This window comes from uncultured Pedobacter sp. (assembly GCF_913776295.1).
In the GTDB taxonomy this organism is placed as follows: Bacteria; Bacteroidota; Bacteroidia; order Sphingobacteriales; family Sphingobacteriaceae; genus Pedobacter.
The window spans coordinates 118,159-137,228 of record NZ_CAJYOJ010000053.1 but is presented as its reverse complement, the minus strand read 5'-3'; the positions used below and the strand labels follow the sequence as shown (position 1 = coordinate 137,228).

The window sequence follows — 19,070 nt, the reverse complement described above, 5'->3', positions numbered from 1 at the left end:
TCTTTATGGGTTAAGCAAATGGTTATTATTTGGGAGAAAATCTTACAGGGAATAGGGACTAAAAACTTTTAGTTGCTGAATTTTATCAAAGTCTTTAGCATTTCTGGTTATGAGCGTAAGTTCATTCACAATAGCTGTTGCAGCAATTATTGCATCTGGTAATTTCAGGCTATAGTATTTGCGTACCTCTACAGTTTGATTCTTAATTTCCTGGTTTAATTCATATACATAAGAATCCTTAATAAAGTCTCTTAGTATCAATAAATCGTTTTCAGTGGCAGCTTTCCAGCAAAGAAGTTCAATTTCAGTAATTGCAGAAATGGCGGGCTGACTGGTTAATAAAGTATTGTCAATAAATTTTTCTGCTGCAGGTGTAAATTGCCTTTGGAGGAAATAGATTACAGTGTTAGTATCCCAAAGATAATTTATTCCCATTCGTTCCGGATACTATTTAACTGATCATCTACATCCGAGATCGGCTGTTTTTTCATCGAACCCTTATATTTTGAAATCAGATTGCTACCAGTGATATCCTGAATATTAGAATCTTTTCTCAAACGAATAATTTTTAGCAATTCTAAATCTTTTAAAAGATCCAATGCTCTATCATTTAAAATATCCAATGTTACAGTTCTCATACTCAAAAATACTAAATATATATATTGATGTCAAGACGTACAGATGTCAGCATGTAAAAAGCCAGATTCCTTTTGGAAACCTGGCTTTAAGAATTATAACCATCAGGCAATTGATTAATTCGCTTTCTTAGACTCTAATGTAAATTCGTAAACTTTTGGTTCGTATCTCATCATTGCGCTTGTAGCGGCATCAACAATAAAACGAGGAATATTTGAAAATTAAAAATTTAGTTACAAAAAAAGCCTCAACAAATGTTGAGGCTCAGTAAAGAACTGTATATCTTGATTATAAATTAGCACCGTGGCAGTTTTTGTATTTTTTACCGCTACCGCATGGGCAGGGTTCGTTTCTGCCAACAGTTGCCTCTTTGCGGATGGGCTGCTGCGGAACAGCTTCACGTGTATCGCCAAACTCGATTCCTGGCTCTTCTCTGCCAAACTCCTGTTTAGTAGTCTGCAGCTTTGGCTGTTTAACCGGTGCTGGTGCTTCTCTCACCTGATCTGGTTCCTGCTGTACCGGGATACCGCCTTTATATAAGAAACTCACCACTTCTTTATTCACTGCATTAAGCATGTTTTTAAATAAGTTGAAAGCTTCCATTTTATAAATTACCAATGGATCTTTCTGCTCGTAAACCGCATTTTGTACCGATTGCTTCAAATCGTCCATTTCACGTAAGTGTTCTTTCCAGCTATCATCGATTAAAGCAAGAACAATGGTTTTTTCGAATGAACGAACCACCTCTTTTCCTTTATTCTCAATTGCTTTCTTTAAGTCAACAGCGACCTGTATGCCCCTGATACCATCTGTAAACGGCACTACAATTTGCTCAATGTGCTCTCCACGCTCTTCGTACACCTGGGTTAATACCGGCAACGATTGCTGAATAATGGCTTCTGATTTACGTGCATAAAACGACTCTGCTTCTTCAAATAACCTTTCGGTTAACTGAGGAATACTGGTTGAAGAGAATTCTTTTTCAGTAATCTCTGTATCTAGAGAGAAGTTTTTGATTACTTCAAGCTTGAAACCGTCGTAATTTGCTTCTTGTTTATATTCGCTTACAATGTCTTCAGCAACATCGAAAACCATGTTGTTCATATCCACGTCCAAACGTTCGCCAAATAAAGCATTTTTACGTTTAGCATAAATCACGGTACGTTGCGAGTTCATCACATCATCGTACTCCAATAAACGTTTACGGATACCAAAGTTGTTTTCTTCTACCTTTTTCTGTGCACGCTCGATAGATTTGGTAATCATGGAATGTTGAATTACCTCACCATCTTCGATACCCATACGTACCATAATACTAGAGATTCGCTCTGAACCAAATAAACGCATTAAGTTATCTTCCAATGAAACGAAGAACTGTGATGATCCGGGATCACCCTGACGACCTGCACGACCACGTAACTGCCTGTCTACACGACGGGATTCGTGACGCTCGGTACCAACAATAGCTAAACCACCAGCTTCTTTCACACCTGGCCCTAATTTAATATCGGTACCACGACCAGCCATGTTGGTGGCAATGGTCACCGTTCCGGCCTGACCAGCTTCTGCAACGATATCGGCCTCTCTCTGGTGCATTTTAGCGTTCAGTACGTTGTGTTTAATACCACGAAGTTTAAGCATGCGGCTTAACAATTCAGAAATCTCTACAGAAGTGGTACCTACTAATACCGGACGACCAGCTTTTGGTTCTAACTGCCCTGTTTGAGGATTAACTGCAGGAATTAATGCTCCTTTAGCATCAAGCTTAGGTACAGCCCTACCGGTTTGATCGTATTTAACAACCGGTTTGCCATCTTTCTGTTTGATGTTACCTTCTTTATCTGTTTCATATTCAGTTTCGTAATGAGAATATGGGAAAACCAGGTATTGTATCTCTGCTGCAACAGCATTATATTTTTCACGAACAGTACGGTAAACATAATCCTGTTCATCAATCCTCGAAATATTTCTGTTGGTAGGAATCTCTACCACATCCAATTTATAGATCGACCAAAACTCACCTGCCTCTGTAGTTGCAGTACCCGTCATACCGCAAAGCTTGTGGTACATACGGAAATAGTTCTGTAAGGTTACCGTTGCATAAGTTTGGGTAGCATCTTCAACCTTAACATTTTCTTTAGCCTCAATGGCCTGGTGTAAACCATCAGAGTAACGGCGGCCATCCATAATACGGCCTGTCTGCTCATCAACAATTTTAATTTTTCCTTCATCAATGATGTATTCCACATCAATTTCGAATAAAGTATAGGCTTTTAATAACTGGTTAACCGAGTGGATACGTTCTGCTTTAACAGCGTAATCGCGCATTAAAGCATCTTTCTGCACAACCTTTTCTTCTAAAGGCAGGTCAGATTTTTCAAGCTCTGCAATTTCAGTACCCACATCCGGCAATACGAAGAAATGAGGATCCTCACCCGATTGGGTAATCAGTTCGATACCTTTTTCAGTTAATTCAACCTGGTTATTCTTCTCATCAATGTAGAAATACAATTCAGAATCTACCTTTGGCATATTCTTAGATTGATCTGCCATGTAATGATTTTCGGTTTTTAACAACAAACCACGGATACCGGTTTCACTTAAAAATTTAATTAAAGCTTTATTTTTTGGCAAACCACGGTATGCGCGTAATAAGGCTAAACCACCTTCGCCTTCTTCAGTCCCGCTGTTACCTGCATTAATTAATTTTTTAGCTTCGTTTAATGCTTGTGTAACATAGGCTTTTTGTGCATTAACCAAACGCTCAATGCGTGGTTTCAACTCATAAAACTCATGTTCATCTCCGCGCGGAATCGGACCAGAAATAATCAGAGGGGTACGGGCATCATCAATTAGAACCGAATCGACCTCATCCACCATGGCAAAGTGCAGCTTGCGCTGTACCAACTGATCTGGCGTTTGCGACATATTGTCACGCAGGTAATCGAAACCGAACTCATTATTGGTTCCATAGGTGATATCAGCAGCGTAGGCCTTTCTTCTGGCTTCCGAGTTTGGCTCGTGTTTATCAATACAATCAACCGTTAAACCATGGAACTCGAATAACGGGCCGTTCCACTCACTATCCCGACGGGCCAGGTAATCATTCACCGTTACAATGTGTACACCTTGTCCGGCCAATGCATTTAAGTAAGCCGGCAAAGTACTTACCAGGGTTTTACCTTCACCTGTAGCCATTTCGGCAATTTTACCGCTATGTAATACAATACCACCAATTAACTGTACATCGTAATGTACCATGTTCCAGGCTACTTCCGTGCCGGCAGCATCCCATTTATTGGCCCATTGCGCTTTATCTCCAACAATTTTTACGTTGTTTTTTCTGGCGGCATAATCTCTGTCAAACTGGGTTGCAGTAACCTCCAGATAATCGTTTTCACTTAAACGGCGTGAAGTTTCTTTAATCACCGCAAAAGCTTCCGGAAGGATTTCCAAAAGTACTTTTTCCAATTCGGTATCGCGGTCTTTACCTAAGGCATCAACCTGATCATAAATTGCCGTTTTTTGGTGAAGGTCTAATTCTTCACTTTCTGCCTCAGCTTTTAGGGCCGAAATTTTCTCATCTATATTGGCTAAAAAAGCAGAAATTCTTTCTTTGAACGCAGTGGTTTTGTCGCGTAACTCATCATTGCTTAAGGCAGATAGTTTACTGTAGTGCTCGTTAATTTTAACCACCAATGGCTGTATAGCCTTTATATCTCTTTCTGATTTACTTCCGAAAATCTTCGCTAAAAATCCTAACATTATATTTTAAATCGTATTTTATTATTAAAAATGGGTGTGTTACAACAACTAAGCCATTGCCTTTATTAAGTCAGTTTGGCAGTTGTTGGTGTAATGGGGTTTAAATCTTTACAGATTGCTTAGAGAGAAAGAGAACTAAGGACTATTATTTTTTGGTTTTTTTCTGATGGTCAAATCAGCAATTACCTGGTCTGCACTTACATATTTTGCCACTTTTAAGGGAGCTTGCGTTCCGATTAAGGCTAACTTAGTGTACGATAACAAATAAGGATTACGGTCTTCATTGAGCTGAACCGAGGTTTTACCATTTGCCTTAATGCAAATATTATGCTCATTGCAATATTCGTTTAATATCCTTAGCCCTTCAACACGCTCGGCTTTTGCCAAATGTGTTAAGCTAAAAAATACAAGCGATATGGTAACAAAGTGTTTCATGAATTGCGGCAAAGCTAGTTTTAATCTTTTATAAAAAGAAATTACGTCGCTGCAAAAAGTGTACCCTTTGATTTAGTCAATGTTTAAAAAACCAATTCAGTGCAAGATGGAAACGTCTTACACCACTAAAAACTGTCATGCTGAACATAGGCAAGAATCCCTCGCCTATAAAGTATAAACTAAAACTAGTAAACTAAAACATTGCCTACGTTAGTGATACTGCCAACCACAATAAAGATCCTTCATTGCATTCAGGATGACAACTGAAAATCATTTAAAAACTACTTCAGTAGCCCCATAACCAAACTTTTCTTTTCTGGCATCCATATAGGTTTTTACATGTGGGTTTTTACTGATCAGTTTATGGATTTTATCCCTTAAGGTACCATTCCCAGTACCGTGAATAAAAACGATTTTATCAAAGTGATGAACTACTGCAGCATCCATAGCGGTTTGAAAATGATTAATCTGTATTTGCAACATTTCATCAGCTTCTAAAAAATGATGATCATCTCTTAGTTTTTCGATGTGCAAATCGATTTCTTTTTGTGGTGCTTCAACCGTTCTTTTCTCTTCTGATGATTTAAAGAAACTTTCCTTTAATTTCTGCGGATCAATAGTTACCGGAACAAGGTCATCCAAACGGATCAGCCAACCTTTATTCCTCAATTGCGGCAGTTCCTTTTGTTCGGTACTAAAATCTTTTGCCCTGAACTTTTTACGGATCACCAATGGATCGATAGGTTTCACATCAGCTTTGCTAAATACTAAAACCTGAAAGTTAAATTCCGGCCAAAGGTCAAGATCTGCTAAAGATGCAGAATAAACCAAAGTGGAGTTGTAAGTTTCAATTATCCCATGAAAAGCACCCGCATATTTTTCTTTACGTTCGGTGGTTAAGCTTACTAATAAAATATTTGGCGAATGATTTTGCAGGTGAAAATGTACCACATTACCCGCTTTATCATCGGTAGCAACAGCTATATAAATGCCATTTTCGATTTTGTTAATGCTCGGGATGTTTACCTGGATGGGTTTAGGCGAATCTAATTCTTCGGCAACCACACCATGACCATGTACAGAGGTCAAATTACTCACTGCAACAGGTATTTCGAAACCATCTTCATCAGTAACACCCAAAGTTTGTGCATCGATAATTTTGGTTACATAACCTTCACGTTTTTCATCAACAAAACGCACAAAATCTCCCAGTTTAAACTTCATCTCTATGTTTTTTAGCAAAGGTTTATAATATATCTAGTTGTTATGTTTAAGAGGTTTCTTGGCGCATGTCATATGTCCAAGACTGCGGACATCCGACTTCTGACTAAACTAATGTCGCGTATCGTTCCCATGGTAAATGCTTAGGTAACTTTCATATCTCGAAACCGCAATTTCGCCTTCATTTACAGCTTCAATAACAGCACAGCCTGGCTCGTTAATATGCCTGCAATTGTTAAAACGGCAGTTATGCGAAGTTTCGAAAATTTCCCTAAAAAAATGCCCCAATTCTTCCTTCTCAATATCAATTACGCCCAATTCCCGGATGCCGGGAGAATCTACAATAAAACCGCCTTGTGGCAGTTCGAACATCTCGGCAAAAGTAGTGGTATGCTGCCCCTTATCGCTCCATTCAGAAACCTCGCCCGTCCTCAGATCGCGATCCGGCATTAATGCATTGATCAAGCTTGATTTTCCTACACCGGAATGCCCGGATATCAACGTAATTTTATCAGTAATCAATTCCTGGATGACCGGAATGTTAATACCTTTCAAAGCGGAAACTTCGTAACAGGCATAGCCAATATTTTCATATATATCTTTAAATTCCTGCAGAATTTCTAATCCCTCTTTACTAAATAAATCAAGTTTATTAAATACCAATACCGCTGGTACATCATAAGCTTCGGCCGTAACCAGAAAACGATCTATAAAGCCTAAAGAGGTACGAGGTGAAGCAAGTGTAACTACGAGCATAGCCATGTCTAAATTGGCAGCCAATATTTGCGCCTGCTTACTCAGGTTGATCGATTTGCGGATGATGTAGTTTTTACGCGGCAACATTTCGTTGATCAAACCCTGGTTACTATCTTTTTCCAGGTCAAATTTTACGCGGTCGCCAACCGCAATCGGGTTGGTGGTTTTAAGTCCTTTAATCCTGAATTTGCCTATAATCCTGCAATCATAACGTTCGCCATTATCGGCCAGAACACTATACCAGCTCCCTGTAGATTTAATAACTAATCCCTGCATATCTGCGGTAAAGGTATGAATATGATTTCATTGGTAGAAGCAGCTGGTGCCGATAATGTTTTTACATTACTGATGGAGAACAAAAAGGAATGCAGATATTTCTGCTATATATTTCCTAATCCATTAAATATCTTACATAAATCAAACGCTTTAAAATCAAAAAACCTAAATTTGCGACAACAAAATTGAAAATATAATGAGTTTCAGAATAGAACACGATACCATGGGCGAGGTACAGGTACCTGCCGACAAATACTGGGGTGCACAAACAGAACGCTCACGCAATAACTTTAAAATCGGTCCGGAAGGTTCGATGCCAAAAGAAATTATCCACGCTTTCGGATACCTGAAAAAAGCAGCAGCATTAGCCAATACTGAGCTTGGCGTATTATCTGCTGAAAAAGCAGATTTAATTGCTAAAGCCTGTGACGAAATTATTGCAGGGCAATTGGATGATCAGTTTCCTTTGGTGATCTGGCAAACAGGTTCGGGTACACAAAGTAACATGAATGGCAACGAGGTAATTGCAAACCGTGCCCATGTGATTAATGGTGGTTCGCTGGCTGATGATAAAAAAGTGCTTCACCCGAATGACGACGTAAATAAATCGCAATCATCAAATGATACTTACCCAACCGCAATGCACATTGCGGCCTATAAACTTACGGTAGAAAATACCATTCCGGGTTTAGAAAAACTAAGAAATACACTAGCCCAAAAGGTAGAAGAGTTTAGTACGATTGTTAAAACCGGCCGTACGCACTTTATGGATGCAACGCCATTAACTTTAGGCCAGGAATTTTCTGGTTATGTACAACAGATCGACAACAGCATCCGGGCTATTAAAAATGCGCTGGTTATGGTTGCTGAACTGGCTTTGGGCGGAACTGCTGTTGGTACAGGCTTAAATACGCCAAAAGGATATGATATTTTAGTGGCTAAAAAAATTGCAGATTTAACCGGTTTACCTTTTGTTACGGCTCCTAACAAATTTGAGGCCCTGGCTGCACACGATGCGATGGTAGAACTTTCTGGCGCGTTAAAACGCACGGCAGTTGCCTTAATGAAAATAGCCAACGACGTGAGAATGTTAAGTTCTGGTCCACGTTGCGGTATTGGTGAAATCGTGATTCCAGATAACGAACCGGGATCATCTATTATGCCGGGAAAAGTGAATCCTACGCAACCAGAGGCTTTGACCATGGTTTGCGCCCAGGTAATCGGTAACGATGTTGCAGTTTCAGTAGGTGGTTTAAATGGTCATTTTGAACTGAATGTATTTAAACCTTTAATTGCAGCTAATGTATTACAATCGGCACGTTTAATTGGCGATGCCTGTGTTTCTTTTACCGATAAATGTGCGGAAGGAATCACCGCTAACTTACCTGAAATTGAAAAACACCTTCAAAATTCTTTAATGTTGGTTACAGCTTTGAATCCACATGTGGGTTACGAAAATGCAGCTAAAATTGCGAAGAAAGCCCATAAAGAAAACAAAACCTTAAAAGCAGCTGCTGTAGAGTTGGGATTATTAACCAATGAGCAGTTTGATGAGTGGGTACGACCTGAAGACATGGTGGGCAGCTTGAAATAAATTAGATGGGTCGTCATTCCCAACCCGATCCGATAGCCATTGGATGGGAATCTTAATGCGATACGTTTTAAGATTCCCGCTTGCGCGGGAATCACGTCACTTTTAAAATTATTTCCCAAATCAACACGGTTAATTAAAAATAAGTTAATATGAATTCAATACTTGCTAACCTTTTAAGCTTAACGCCCATCATTCCGCCATGCATTGTATTTGGAGCCTGTTGCTTTTTTCTAATAAAAAAATCTTCCGTTGAAGCCATCTTAATGACTATTGGCTCAGGCATTGCGTTGATTGTTAACATTCTTTATAGTTTTTTGATGCCATTGCTCATGGCTGCGCAAAATCTAACCCCTACAGAAGTGATCAGATACAATACCATTGTGGGCGTTATTAGTTTTACAGCTGGTTTATGTTTTGCAGCAGGTCTTTTGATTCTGGTGATCAATACCGTTAAAAAGAATAAGGTCATCTACAACCAGTTCCCTAAGAGCAACGATTAATAATACAAATGAAGAAACTGCATCTGGCTTTCAGGAATTGCTACATCATCCTTTTCACATTGCCGCTCTTGCACCTGGCCTGTAGCCTGCGGCCCAATATACAGGGTAAGGGCGAAGATTTTATGCAAGGCGTTTGGAATGAAGATTCCGTTGCTTATAGCAGTAAGTTGAGCAATTACACACAGCATCATTTCAAATTTACCTGTGATTCGGTTTATATCGATATGGTTACCCATAGCAAAGTAAATTTTTATGAGGCCTCTTGTTACAACAATGGTATTTGGAAAGAATATGCCAAAGGCGTGTATGCTGTTAAAGGTGATACGTTATTTATAGGTGCAACCTTTACACATGCCAATTATAAACAAAAAATATCTGGATGTTACCGCATTGGTCGGTACGACAAAAATTTCCTGATCCATAAAAAATCGGCAGATACCTTGATTTTAGAAAGTTTGAGCGATCAGCGAGAGATTAAACTAACACTTAAAGAAAAAATTATCTGCGTACCAAAAGAATTATAAAAATGATTTTAACATCAATCAAAAAACAATTAACTATTGCTTTAACGCTGGGTCTTTTAGCGTATTTGCCTATCCAGGCAAATGCATGGGGTACCATCGGCCATCGTGTAGTTGGCGAAATTGCCGATAGTTATTTAAAAGCAAAAACACGCAAGGCCATTCAAAGTATTTTAGGCTACGAAACCCTGGCGATGTCGGCCAACTGGGGCGATTTTATTAAATCTGATTCTACCTATAACTATATGTACAACTGGCATTTTGTTAATCTTCCGGCTGGATTGGATAAAAATGGTGTTTACAACTTTTTGGACACTGAAAAATCGCCAAATCTGTACAACAAAATCCCTGACCTGATTGCCATTTTAAAGAAAACAAGTAGTACAGCTTCGGAAAAGAAATTAGCTTTGCGCATGTTGGTTCACCTTGCCGGAGATTTATGTCAGCCCATGCACGTTGCCCGTAAAGAAGATTTGGGCGGTAACCGGGTTTCGGTATTATGGTTCAATGAGAAATCAAATATCCACAGGGTTTGGGACGAACAGCTGATCGAGTACCAACAGCTAAGCTATACCGAATATGCAAAAGCCATCAATCATGCTTCTGCTGTGCAACTTTATAACTGGCAGAACACCAGCCTGAAAGATTGTATCTATGAATCTTATACGATTTGCAATAAAATTTATGATACGACCAAACCAGATGCTAAATTGAGTTACCGCTACAATTTTGACTGGGTTGATACGCTTAACAACCAATTGTTAAAAGGTGGCGTGCGTTTGGCCAAAATGCTGAATGATATTTACGCATAAAGAATACTTTACTTTAAAGCACAATAATATTGAAAATTTTAATGGTCTGCCTCGGTAACATCTGCCGTTCGCCGCTCGCCGAAGGCATCATGCGCCATCTGGCAGATGAACAAAACTTAAACTGGGAAATTGCTTCGGCAGGAACGGGCAATTGGCATATTGGCCAGGCACCAGACCACAGAAGTATTTCTGCAGCGAAGGCCTTGGGTTACGACATTAGCAAACAGCGGGCGCAGCAGTTTAACCCTTCCATGTTTGACTACTATGACCTGATTTTGGTAATGGACAAGAAAAATCTGGCTGATGTTAAAAGCCTTGGAAAAACAGATGAGGAGCGAAAAAAGGTTAAACTTTTCCTGGATAACGATGAAGTTACAGACCCATATTGGGATAATAGCCTGTTTAGCCCTGTTTGTAAACAGGTTGAAGAAAGATGTATGGAAATTATCGAACAACTTTCTTAAATTTAAAGCTTATAATCTTTCATACTAACCAAGTCAGAAAAAAAATGAAAAAATACCTGTCCTTATGTTTATTAATTGCAACAGTAATTTTATTTCAAAGCTATACCGCAGCAAAGAAATCGGCCAAAGTTCTAGTTTTCACCAAAACAAAGGGCTTTAGGCACAACTCCATCGAAACAGGAAAAGAGGTGATCCGGAAACTAGGTATCGAACATCATTTTGAAGTGGATACGACAGAAAATGCTGACGCCTTTACTGAGGATAACCTAAAAAAATATGCCACTGTTATTTTCCTGAATACCACAGGTGATGTATTAGATGATAAACAACAGGTAGCTTTCGAAAGGTACATCCAGGCAGGCGGAGGTTATGTAGGCATTCATGCAGCAACAGATACCGAATACGATTGGCCCTGGTATGGCAAATTGGCTGGTGCTTATTTTATAAGTCACCCCGCTGTTCAGGAAGCCAGATTTGTGGTTAAAGACAAAAAACATCCCGCTACAAAATTCCTTACAGACTCAGTATGGATGAGAAAAGATGAACTTTATAACTTCAAGAATATCAACCCGGACATTAAAGTGCTGATCAATTTAGACGAGAAATCGTACACTGGCGGTAAAAATGGCGATTTTCATCCTTTTGCATGGTACCACGATTTTGATGGCGGAAGAGCTTTCTATACCTGCATGGGCCATACCAAAGAAGGCTGGGCTGACGATAAATTTCAGAAACATTTATGGGGAGGCATTGAATATGCCCTAGGCGGACAGAAGAAACTGGATTATAGTAAAGCCCATTCCAAGTTCTAAATAGTAATCGGGCTTGCTGGATTATCGTTCAAAAAGCCCGATGTTATTTCAAAAAATATTTTCACGGTTGATGATTAATAAACTACGAATATATTCCACCATATATTATTGTTTTTATACAAAGGTTTCATCGCCCAAAAACAATCAATCTGTTCTTCATCAAGGATCTTTTCTAAATTCTGAGAAAAATTAAATAGCTCATTATTGGATCTTCCCCTCCATTCTTCAGATTCCCGATATTCGAATTCGTGATATTGCATCCGTTTGATCAGGTACTTTTTAAGTTGAGCTTTGATTTCAGGTTTTTGAGTTGTTGTAAGCCTTAACTCGCTTTCCATTTCAAACATGACCTTATCCAGATTCAGTGTATCTATTATAAATTCTTTAACCTCTTTATGATCATTCCGATAAGATTGGGCGGAGGCAAAGTATCCTGTAGTACAGGTAAAAAACAAACTTAATATTACTTTTTTTAATCAACATAAGAATTTGGGTTAACCTTCTTAAAATTAACCAAATAAATATAATTCAACATACAAAAAGAAGCTACTGCCCCGAAGGTATGCCATAAAAAGTGTGTGCCGGTACTCAATATATCCCATTGATCTGCAATACGGAAAGTTAAGGCAAAGATGAAAGCAATTAAGGCAAAGCCAACCCATTTCCCGTTTTTCCATCCTGTTTTGATCAAGTATCCGAATACCGGAAACAAAACCAGCGCCGCCATAAAAGCATAATTGATATTGATAAAAATCTGAAAATCGCCATTACTAAAAAGTCTTCGTATGTAAAACTGAAAAAAGGCGTATGCCACTACAATTAAAACAGCAAAATACCATTTGGTCAGCTTGGAAAGAAAGTAGACACCGGCCGAAAGGCACAAAAGCATAATTGGCATCCAATCCATCATAATAAAGATTGGCCAGCGCCTCAATCCGTGGTAGGTAGTGCCTCCAATACCACCAATATAAAGCAGCACCAATGCAATACTTAAAAAGGTATGCTGTTTGAAATTACCCCACAGCTTAATTGTCCAATATATCGCTATAGCCAGGAAAAAGCAACTTGTTAGGGTATTCAAAGGCTCCGGAAATAACTGGTTCAGATTGGTTTCCGCATATATGGTACCTCCATCAGGAGGAGTCTGGTTAAAAGCGCTCATATTTAGTCAACGTATAGTAAAATAAAATGTTTGACAGATCAGTGTAACACTCAAGATGTAAAAATAACTTCCTATTCACATTTTCAACAGGTTAAATATTGGTTTACAATTACCATCAGCAATATTAATTATTTGTACTTTAGTTGAATCTAAGCTATAAGTATATGAAACCCTTATTGATCCTTTTTTTACTTCTTTCTACAGCTATTTATGCCCAGTTACCTCCTCAACCCTATGGTGCATTACCATCAAAAAGGCAGTTGGCCTGGCATGATGTGGAAGTTTATGGCATCATGCACTTTACACCAACTACTTTTGAAAATAAAGAGTGGGGCTTTGGTGACGCTGATCCAAAAATATTTAACCCAACAGATTTTAATGCTGAACAGATCATTAAAGCTGCTAAAGCGGGTGGTTTGAAGGGCATTGTTCTGGTGGCAAAACATCATGATGGTTTTGCTTTGTGGCCAACTAAAACTACATCATATAATATTAGTAAAAGTCCGTTCAGAGGAGGGAAAGGAAATCTAGTTAAAGAAGTAGAACTGGCCGTACGTAAAAACGGCTTAAAGTTTGGGGTTTACTGTTCGCCATGGGACAGAAATAATCCACTATATGGTACAGATCAATATCTGGCTGTTTATCAGGCACAGTTAAAAGAACTGTACAGCAATTTTGGAGAACTTTTCATGAGCTGGCATGATGGTGCTAACGGCGGCGATGGCTATTATGGTGGTGCCAGGGAAAAACGTTCCATAGACAATACCACCTATTACGATTGGAGAAATACCTGGGCCATTACACGCAAAATGCAACCCATGGCAAATATATTTAGTGATATCGGTTTAGATATCCGCTGGGTAGGCAATGAAGACGGACATGCTGCACCAACCTCCTGGGCAACTTTCACCCCTATGGCTCCGGATGGCAAAAGTGTAGCCGTACCCGGACAAGCGAATTATCCGCAAAGCCCTGAAGGAATCAGAAATGGTAAATTCTGGATGCCGGCAGAATGCGATGTACCGCTAAGAAAAGGCTGGTTCTTTCACCCTAACGAAAAGCCAAAGAGCCCGGAAGAATTATTTGATCTGTATTTAAAAAGTGTTGGCAGGGGTGCAGGCTTAGACCTGGGTTTAGCACCCGATCCCCGTGGACAACTTCATGATGATGATGTTGCTGCACTCAAAAAGTTCGGCGACATGGTTAGACATACTTTCGAAAATAACCTGGCCAGAAATGCATCGCTAAAAGCAAGCAATAGCAGAGGCAAAAAGTATGATGTTACCACATTGCTTGATGGCAATAGAAAGACTTACTGGGCCACCCAAGATGCTGTACACCAGGCAAGTTTAGAACTTGATTTGAAAACGGCTAAAAACTTTGATATTATCAGCCTGCAAGAGTACATTCCCTTAGGTCAGCGGATAGAAGCCTACACCATTGAAATATTCCAAAACAGCGCCTGGAAAAAGGTTTATGATGGAACAAGTATCGGCGCGAAACGCCTGGTTAAACTGGATAAACCTGTTACAACCAATAAAGTAAAAATAACCATTACGAAATCGCCTGTTTGTATTACACTAAGCGAAATCGGGTTGTATAGAAAAGCTCAGTAAAGGCTTTATTCTTCTACTTTATAAATGATTTCGAATATCTTTCACTAAAAAATGATTTAAGCTCTAACCAGGATTTTGACAGCTTGTTTTCGACAATTGAATACGAAAATCGGCTTAGGAACATTACTTTTCAATTTTACGCGAGTAAGCCCACCTGATGGACATAGGGTTTTTAGATTTTTTTCGCTATTAAGATAATATAAGGTGACAGATTTTTGCTCTCGAATGGGATCAGTTTCGTAAATATTTTTCCGGTCAGCCAAACTGCCTTTTTAAATAAACGCACGCCTGCCGACTTTTGATCTTCGTTTTCCAGCCAAACGCTAAAGCGGCCAAAATAGCCCGATTTTACTTGTTTAAGTCCCGCATGCTCGCAAATAGATTTTAACAGGACTGGATCCATGCTATCAATATTGTGTTTGTCGTAATTTTCCCTGTCAAAATTTTTCTGAAACCAGCCGTTAACCGCTTTAAAGTTTGGTAGGGTGATAAATAACGTACCACCTGGCTTTATAAAAGCAATGTGGCGCCTGATAATATCTGCCGTATCATTGAAATGCTCAATTAAACCACAACTTAATACCAGATCATATTGCTTTTCGGGTGTATAATTGAAAAGATCAGTTTCGATGATATGGATATCCTTTTCGGTTAAACTGTTTTTTGCCAAAAGTTCATGAACAACAGGCGGGTGTACAAAATAATCTAAAAGTGTAACATCAAGCTGAAAATACTTCTTTAGGAACACGGCGTAATAACCGGGAAAGCCGCCTAACTCGATAGCCGTCTTGACCTGATCTTTCCGGATAACATCCGCCAGTTGCTTGTGAAATAGATAATTAGCAGGTAATTGAACCGCTAGTCCTTTTTTACTTTCCCAATAATTTACCCAAAAGGCCCTGTCGGTTAATAAATTTGCCATGTTTTAAATAATTCCAGATTCAAAGAAACGGAAAAAAATGGGTAATTGGTTAAAGTCATTAACCGTTTGAATTGTGAATTTTGATTAAATGCTGAATTGCGTAAATGTTATTTTAAAACTTATTGTCATTTCGACAGTGGTGGAAAACCTGAAGGCTTAGCCAAGCTAAATCTTTTAAATTTACGGAAAAGATTTCTCCCCGCCTGTACGGGCAGGCATTTCGTTGCACTTCAGTCGAAATGACGATTTTACACATTCAATTAACCTTATTTCAAATCTTTTAAAATCTCAGCCACTGCTTTTTCCAGTTGAGGGTCTCTGTCTGCCAGGCGGTCTTCAAAAGTATTTTTAACAAAAATATCTGGTTTAACACCCTCCTTTTCAATATTCTTACCATCCATGGTATAACAGCCCCATGACGGTAAACGGTAAGAAGAACCATCAACCAAACCCTTCGCCGAAGTAAAAATAATCCATCGGTAGGTTTCTGTACCGATAATCTTACCCAGTTTTAATTGTTTAAAACCTGCAGCTGTCATCTCAGCATCACTTAAAGATTGCTCGTTAATCAGCAATACGATTGGTTTCGCAGCCGGGCCAAAGTTACTTTGGGGGGCCAATTTACCTCCCCGGTATTTCCATTTCAGGTAAGGACGCTGCGAAAGGAATTTCAGTACGTCATCATGTACATTACCACCCGTATTATATCTCAGATCAAGAATAATGGCTTCCTTGTTCTCTTCCTGGGCCACCATATCCAAAAGGAAATTTTCAAGCTCGCCACTACCCATATTTTTCATGTAGGAATAAGCGATGCGGTTATTGCTCCACTTATCTACATTTTTATGATTCTGGCTAATCCATTCATCATAAAGGTTCCCGCGTAGGGTGCCCGAACTTTCAGGATGTACATTTACATAAACATCCTTGCCGTTGCGTTTGAAGGTTAATGTCATTTCACGATCCAATGATGGTTTGCTGAAATAATAATCGCGGTCTATTTTTTCATCAACTTTAACCCCGTTTACCTCCGCTAAAATATCACCCGCTAAAATGTTGTTTCCGGTGCGGGCAGCATTGCTTTTAGCAGCGATACGTTCTACCTTTAAAGGATTTGCATTGTCAAAGATAATGCCGGTTTCATTAGTAATGTAATTGAGGTTTTTGCGTTCTTCTGCACCTGCACTATTAAAGCCCATGTGCGAAGAATTCAATTCGCCCAGCATATCATTCAATAAAATCCTTAAATCGCTACGGTTATTTACATAAGGTAAATATGCGGCGTAACGTGTTCTCATTTTATCCCAATCTACACCATGAAATTTTTCGTCGTAAAAATTTTCGTCTAAACCTACCCAGGTTTCATAAAACATCTGGTTAAACTCGGCATTCAGGTTTCTGGTAAATTTATAGCCATGGTCTACCCGATCAAGCTTATTTCCTTCTAAGCTATACCTATTGATTGTACCCCTCGATAAAACAAAAAATTTGTCCCCTGCTGAAATGATGGAAAAATCGCCACCATCGGAAACTTTTTCAGTTTTATTGGCTTCAAAGGGTTCGATCGTGGTACGATACAGGCCTGGCGCACCACCCTCGTGGTTAGATGAATAAAAAACATAAGTTTTATCGCCCTTGGCATACACATCTGTCCCATACTGCCCCCCAAATGAAGGGCCAACCAGCTCTATTCTATCCAGGAGGTCTTCAGTATTGATAGTAATGACATTGGCTGGCTTAGGTGTAGGTTTAACTTCAGTTTTCTTCTTAGCCGTATCGGTTTTTGCTTTTTTATCCTTTTTATTTTCGGGCGATACAGGTTTAACGTCTGCTGGCGCTGGCTTGCTTTCTTTAAAAAGGTCGTCGAATTTATCAGAACGATAAGGCTCATCGTAGTTGTTTAAAGCCATGCGGTAAATGTGTGCATTTTGCATTCCTGTCGGATAAGAAGGTTTAGTACGGGCACTGGTAAAAAAAATATATTTGCCATCCGGAGACCAAGCCGGACTGGTTTCGGTAACGCCGGTGTTCGTTAAGTTAATGGTTTTATTATTTTTGATGTGATGCACCATGAGATCCTGTTCAAAATTCCGATATACCGTGAAAAGCACATATTCGTCATTAGGTGAAAAACTTGGCGTTGCGCTCTGTATGGCCCAAAACTCGTCAGTTACCAGGGTTTTGGCATCAAAAGTTTTGAGGTCCATCAGTTTAAGCTCATTCCTTCCGCTTAAATACACGGCCATGGTTTTAGCTTTATTCAGGGTAATGTCGCGAACATTTGCTTTATCTTTTGTGAGCTGTTTTACTGTACCTTTTCCATCGCCTGTTATGGTAAACCAGTTCTGGTAACCATTAGTGGTTTGACTGAAGAGAATTGTTTTGTTATCACCCAGCCATTTACATTCCATTGCACGTTCACCACTGTTGGTAATCTTCCGGATAAACTTTCCATCGGCATCGCTCACAAACACCTCACCACGCGAAATGAATGCCATTTTTTTCCCGTCAGTTGAAACATCAAAGGCTGAAATATTGCCGCGTACATCATACTCCTGCTCTTTACTCAATACCTGGTTGCGTGAGGTGCTAATGTTCACTTTTTCGGCTTTCTTAGTTGCAACATTATAGGTATACAACTGATAATCTTTCTCAAACACAACCGTAGTGCCATTAGCCGAAACAAACGGACGTTTAATGGAGGTATCAAAATGCGTTAAACCAGTTTTTTTGCCATTGATAAAAGTATAAAGGTTATATTCATCGTTGCTTTCATCCGATACAAAAAAGACATTTCCTTTCTGATCGACACTCGTCCAGAAATCTTTACCGATATAATCGGTATAACGTCTATAACTTTTTGTTTTTGGATTATATGATTGAATATCGGGATTATAGGCTCCTTTATAGTGTTTGCGGTTAGCGAAGCGCATACTTTCCCAGGTGTCGTTAAAAAACAACTCTCCGGTTGGCGATTCGGCAATGTGGTGTGTGGTATTAAAATAGTTATTGAACAAACGTACCGCTGTTCCGCCGTTTACATTTACCTTATAACTGGAGAAAGAATTATAACGGCCAGAGGTGAAATAAATGGTTTTGGAATCCCAGCTCCAGTTATCTACTTCATCACTGGCATCGTTAAACGTTAATTGTTTAATATCACCGCCTGCTAAAGGCATTACATAAATGTCATAATTACCAAACTGATTGGATGAAAAAGCCAGCCATTTCCCGTCAGGAGATATTTTAGGGTTAATTTCTTCGCCCTGCATGGCAGTAATACGCGATGCTACCCCACCTTTTACCGGTACTTTCCAGATATCGCCATCGTAACTAAATACTATTGTTTGTGCATCGGGCGTTAAAGCAGGATAGGCGGCAAAATAAGTTTGATTTTGGGCGAAAGAATATGAAGGCCATAAAAAAGCCAATACCGTAAATAATTTTACTAAGGATTTGATCATAATGAAGTTAGTTTGGCTCTGAAAAGGCAGTTCTTTTTTGATAAAAACAACCTGACCTCAAGAACGATAAAATTTATGGATGAAATTACGCAACAGATTTTATATTCGTAAACA

At 39.2% G+C, this 19,070-nt stretch carries 17 protein-coding genes; 7 read left to right on the top strand and 10 right to left on the bottom strand.

Going from position 1 to position 19,070, the window contains the following annotated elements:
• Positions 1-42: 42 nt before the first annotated feature.
• From QZ738_RS11465 to rsgA, 6 genes are all read right to left on the bottom strand, one after another.
• Positions 43-435: a type II toxin-antitoxin system VapC family toxin gene (locus QZ738_RS11465; protein ID WP_293787619.1), complete on the bottom strand. Its 393-nt coding sequence runs from the start codon at positions 433-435 to the stop codon at positions 43-45.
• Complete coding sequence (locus tag QZ738_RS11460; protein ID WP_293787617.1) at positions 426-638, bottom strand: hypothetical protein; 213 nt, start codon at positions 636-638, stop codon at positions 426-428. Before QZ738_RS11460 ends, QZ738_RS11465 begins: the two co-directional genes overlap by 10 nt.
• A 286-nt stretch (positions 639-924) precedes the next feature.
• The gene (locus QZ738_RS11455; protein ID WP_293787615.1) at positions 925-4,401 is read right to left on the bottom strand and encodes a preprotein translocase subunit SecA; all 3,477 of its coding nucleotides are present in this window, start codon (positions 4,399-4,401) and stop codon (positions 925-927) included.
• A gap of 135 nt (positions 4,402-4,536) precedes the next feature.
• Entirely contained in the window at positions 4,537-4,836 is a 300-nt protein-coding gene (locus QZ738_RS11450; RefSeq protein WP_293787613.1) for a hypothetical protein, read from the bottom strand.
• Positions 4,837-5,106: 270 nt separating this feature from the next.
• Positions 5,107-6,060, bottom strand: coding sequence for a Smr/MutS family protein (locus QZ738_RS11445; protein WP_293787611.1), 954 nt, complete (start codon positions 6,058-6,060; stop codon positions 5,107-5,109).
• A 108-nt stretch (positions 6,061-6,168) separates the two neighbouring features.
• A complete protein-coding gene (rsgA, locus tag QZ738_RS11440; RefSeq protein ID WP_293787609.1) occupies positions 6,169-7,089 on the bottom strand; it encodes a ribosome small subunit-dependent GTPase A in 921 nt (306 codons plus the stop codon).
• 196 nt (positions 7,090-7,285) lie between these two features.
• On the opposite strand from rsgA, the gene fumC reads away from it, so the two are divergent.
• The 6 genes from fumC (at position 7,286) to QZ738_RS11410 (ending at position 11,792) form a co-directional block, all read left to right on the top strand.
• Entirely contained in the window at positions 7,286-8,683 is a 1,398-nt protein-coding gene (gene fumC, locus QZ738_RS11435; protein WP_293787607.1) for a class II fumarate hydratase, read from the top strand.
• A gap of 149 nt (positions 8,684-8,832) precedes the next feature.
• Positions 8,833-9,183 (top strand): hypothetical protein, encoded by a 351-nt coding sequence (locus QZ738_RS11430; protein ID WP_293787605.1) that lies wholly within the window; start codon positions 8,833-8,835, stop codon positions 9,181-9,183.
• 8 nt (positions 9,184-9,191) lie between these two features.
• Entirely contained in the window at positions 9,192-9,707 is a 516-nt protein-coding gene (locus QZ738_RS11425) for a fumarate hydratase (protein WP_293787604.1), read from the top strand.
• A gap of 2 nt (positions 9,708-9,709) precedes the next feature.
• Positions 9,710-10,516: a S1/P1 nuclease gene (locus QZ738_RS11420; protein WP_293787602.1), complete on the top strand. Its 807-nt coding sequence runs from the start codon at positions 9,710-9,712 to the stop codon at positions 10,514-10,516.
• A 29-nt stretch (positions 10,517-10,545) separates the two neighbouring features.
• Positions 10,546-10,980, top strand: coding sequence for a low molecular weight protein-tyrosine-phosphatase (locus tag QZ738_RS11415; protein ID WP_293787600.1), 435 nt, complete (start codon positions 10,546-10,548; stop codon positions 10,978-10,980).
• Between the two features lie 44 nt (positions 10,981-11,024).
• Positions 11,025-11,792 carry a ThuA domain-containing protein gene (locus tag QZ738_RS11410; RefSeq protein WP_293787598.1) on the top strand — a complete coding sequence of 256 codons (768 nt, stop codon included), beginning with the start codon at positions 11,025-11,027 and terminating at the stop codon, positions 11,790-11,792.
• Between the two features lie 74 nt (positions 11,793-11,866).
• Here QZ738_RS11410 and QZ738_RS11405 read toward each other — a convergent pair whose 3' ends face one another.
• Both QZ738_RS11405 and QZ738_RS11400 read right to left on the bottom strand, forming a co-directional pair.
• Complete coding sequence (locus tag QZ738_RS11405; protein ID WP_293787596.1) at positions 11,867-12,247, bottom strand: hypothetical protein; 381 nt, start codon at positions 12,245-12,247, stop codon at positions 11,867-11,869.
• 17 nt (positions 12,248-12,264) lie between these two features.
• Positions 12,265-12,954 (bottom strand): hypothetical protein, encoded by a 690-nt coding sequence (locus tag QZ738_RS11400; protein ID WP_293787594.1) that lies wholly within the window; start codon positions 12,952-12,954, stop codon positions 12,265-12,267.
• 164 nt (positions 12,955-13,118) lie between these two features.
• Between QZ738_RS11400 and QZ738_RS11395 the strand changes: the two genes are divergently transcribed.
• Positions 13,119-14,570: an alpha-L-fucosidase gene (locus tag QZ738_RS11395; RefSeq protein ID WP_293787592.1), complete on the top strand. Its 1,452-nt coding sequence runs from the start codon at positions 13,119-13,121 to the stop codon at positions 14,568-14,570.
• 172 nt (positions 14,571-14,742) lie between these two features.
• Here QZ738_RS11395 and QZ738_RS11390 read toward each other — a convergent pair whose 3' ends face one another.
• Positions 14,743-15,492 (bottom strand): methyltransferase domain-containing protein, encoded by a 750-nt coding sequence (locus tag QZ738_RS11390; protein WP_293787590.1) that lies wholly within the window; start codon positions 15,490-15,492, stop codon positions 14,743-14,745.
• A gap of 266 nt (positions 15,493-15,758) precedes the next feature.
• Positions 15,759-18,956 carry a S41 family peptidase gene (locus QZ738_RS11385; RefSeq protein ID WP_293787588.1) on the bottom strand — a complete coding sequence of 1,066 codons (3,198 nt, stop codon included), beginning with the start codon at positions 18,954-18,956 and terminating at the stop codon, positions 15,759-15,761.
• Between the last annotated feature and the right edge of the window lie 114 nt (positions 18,957-19,070).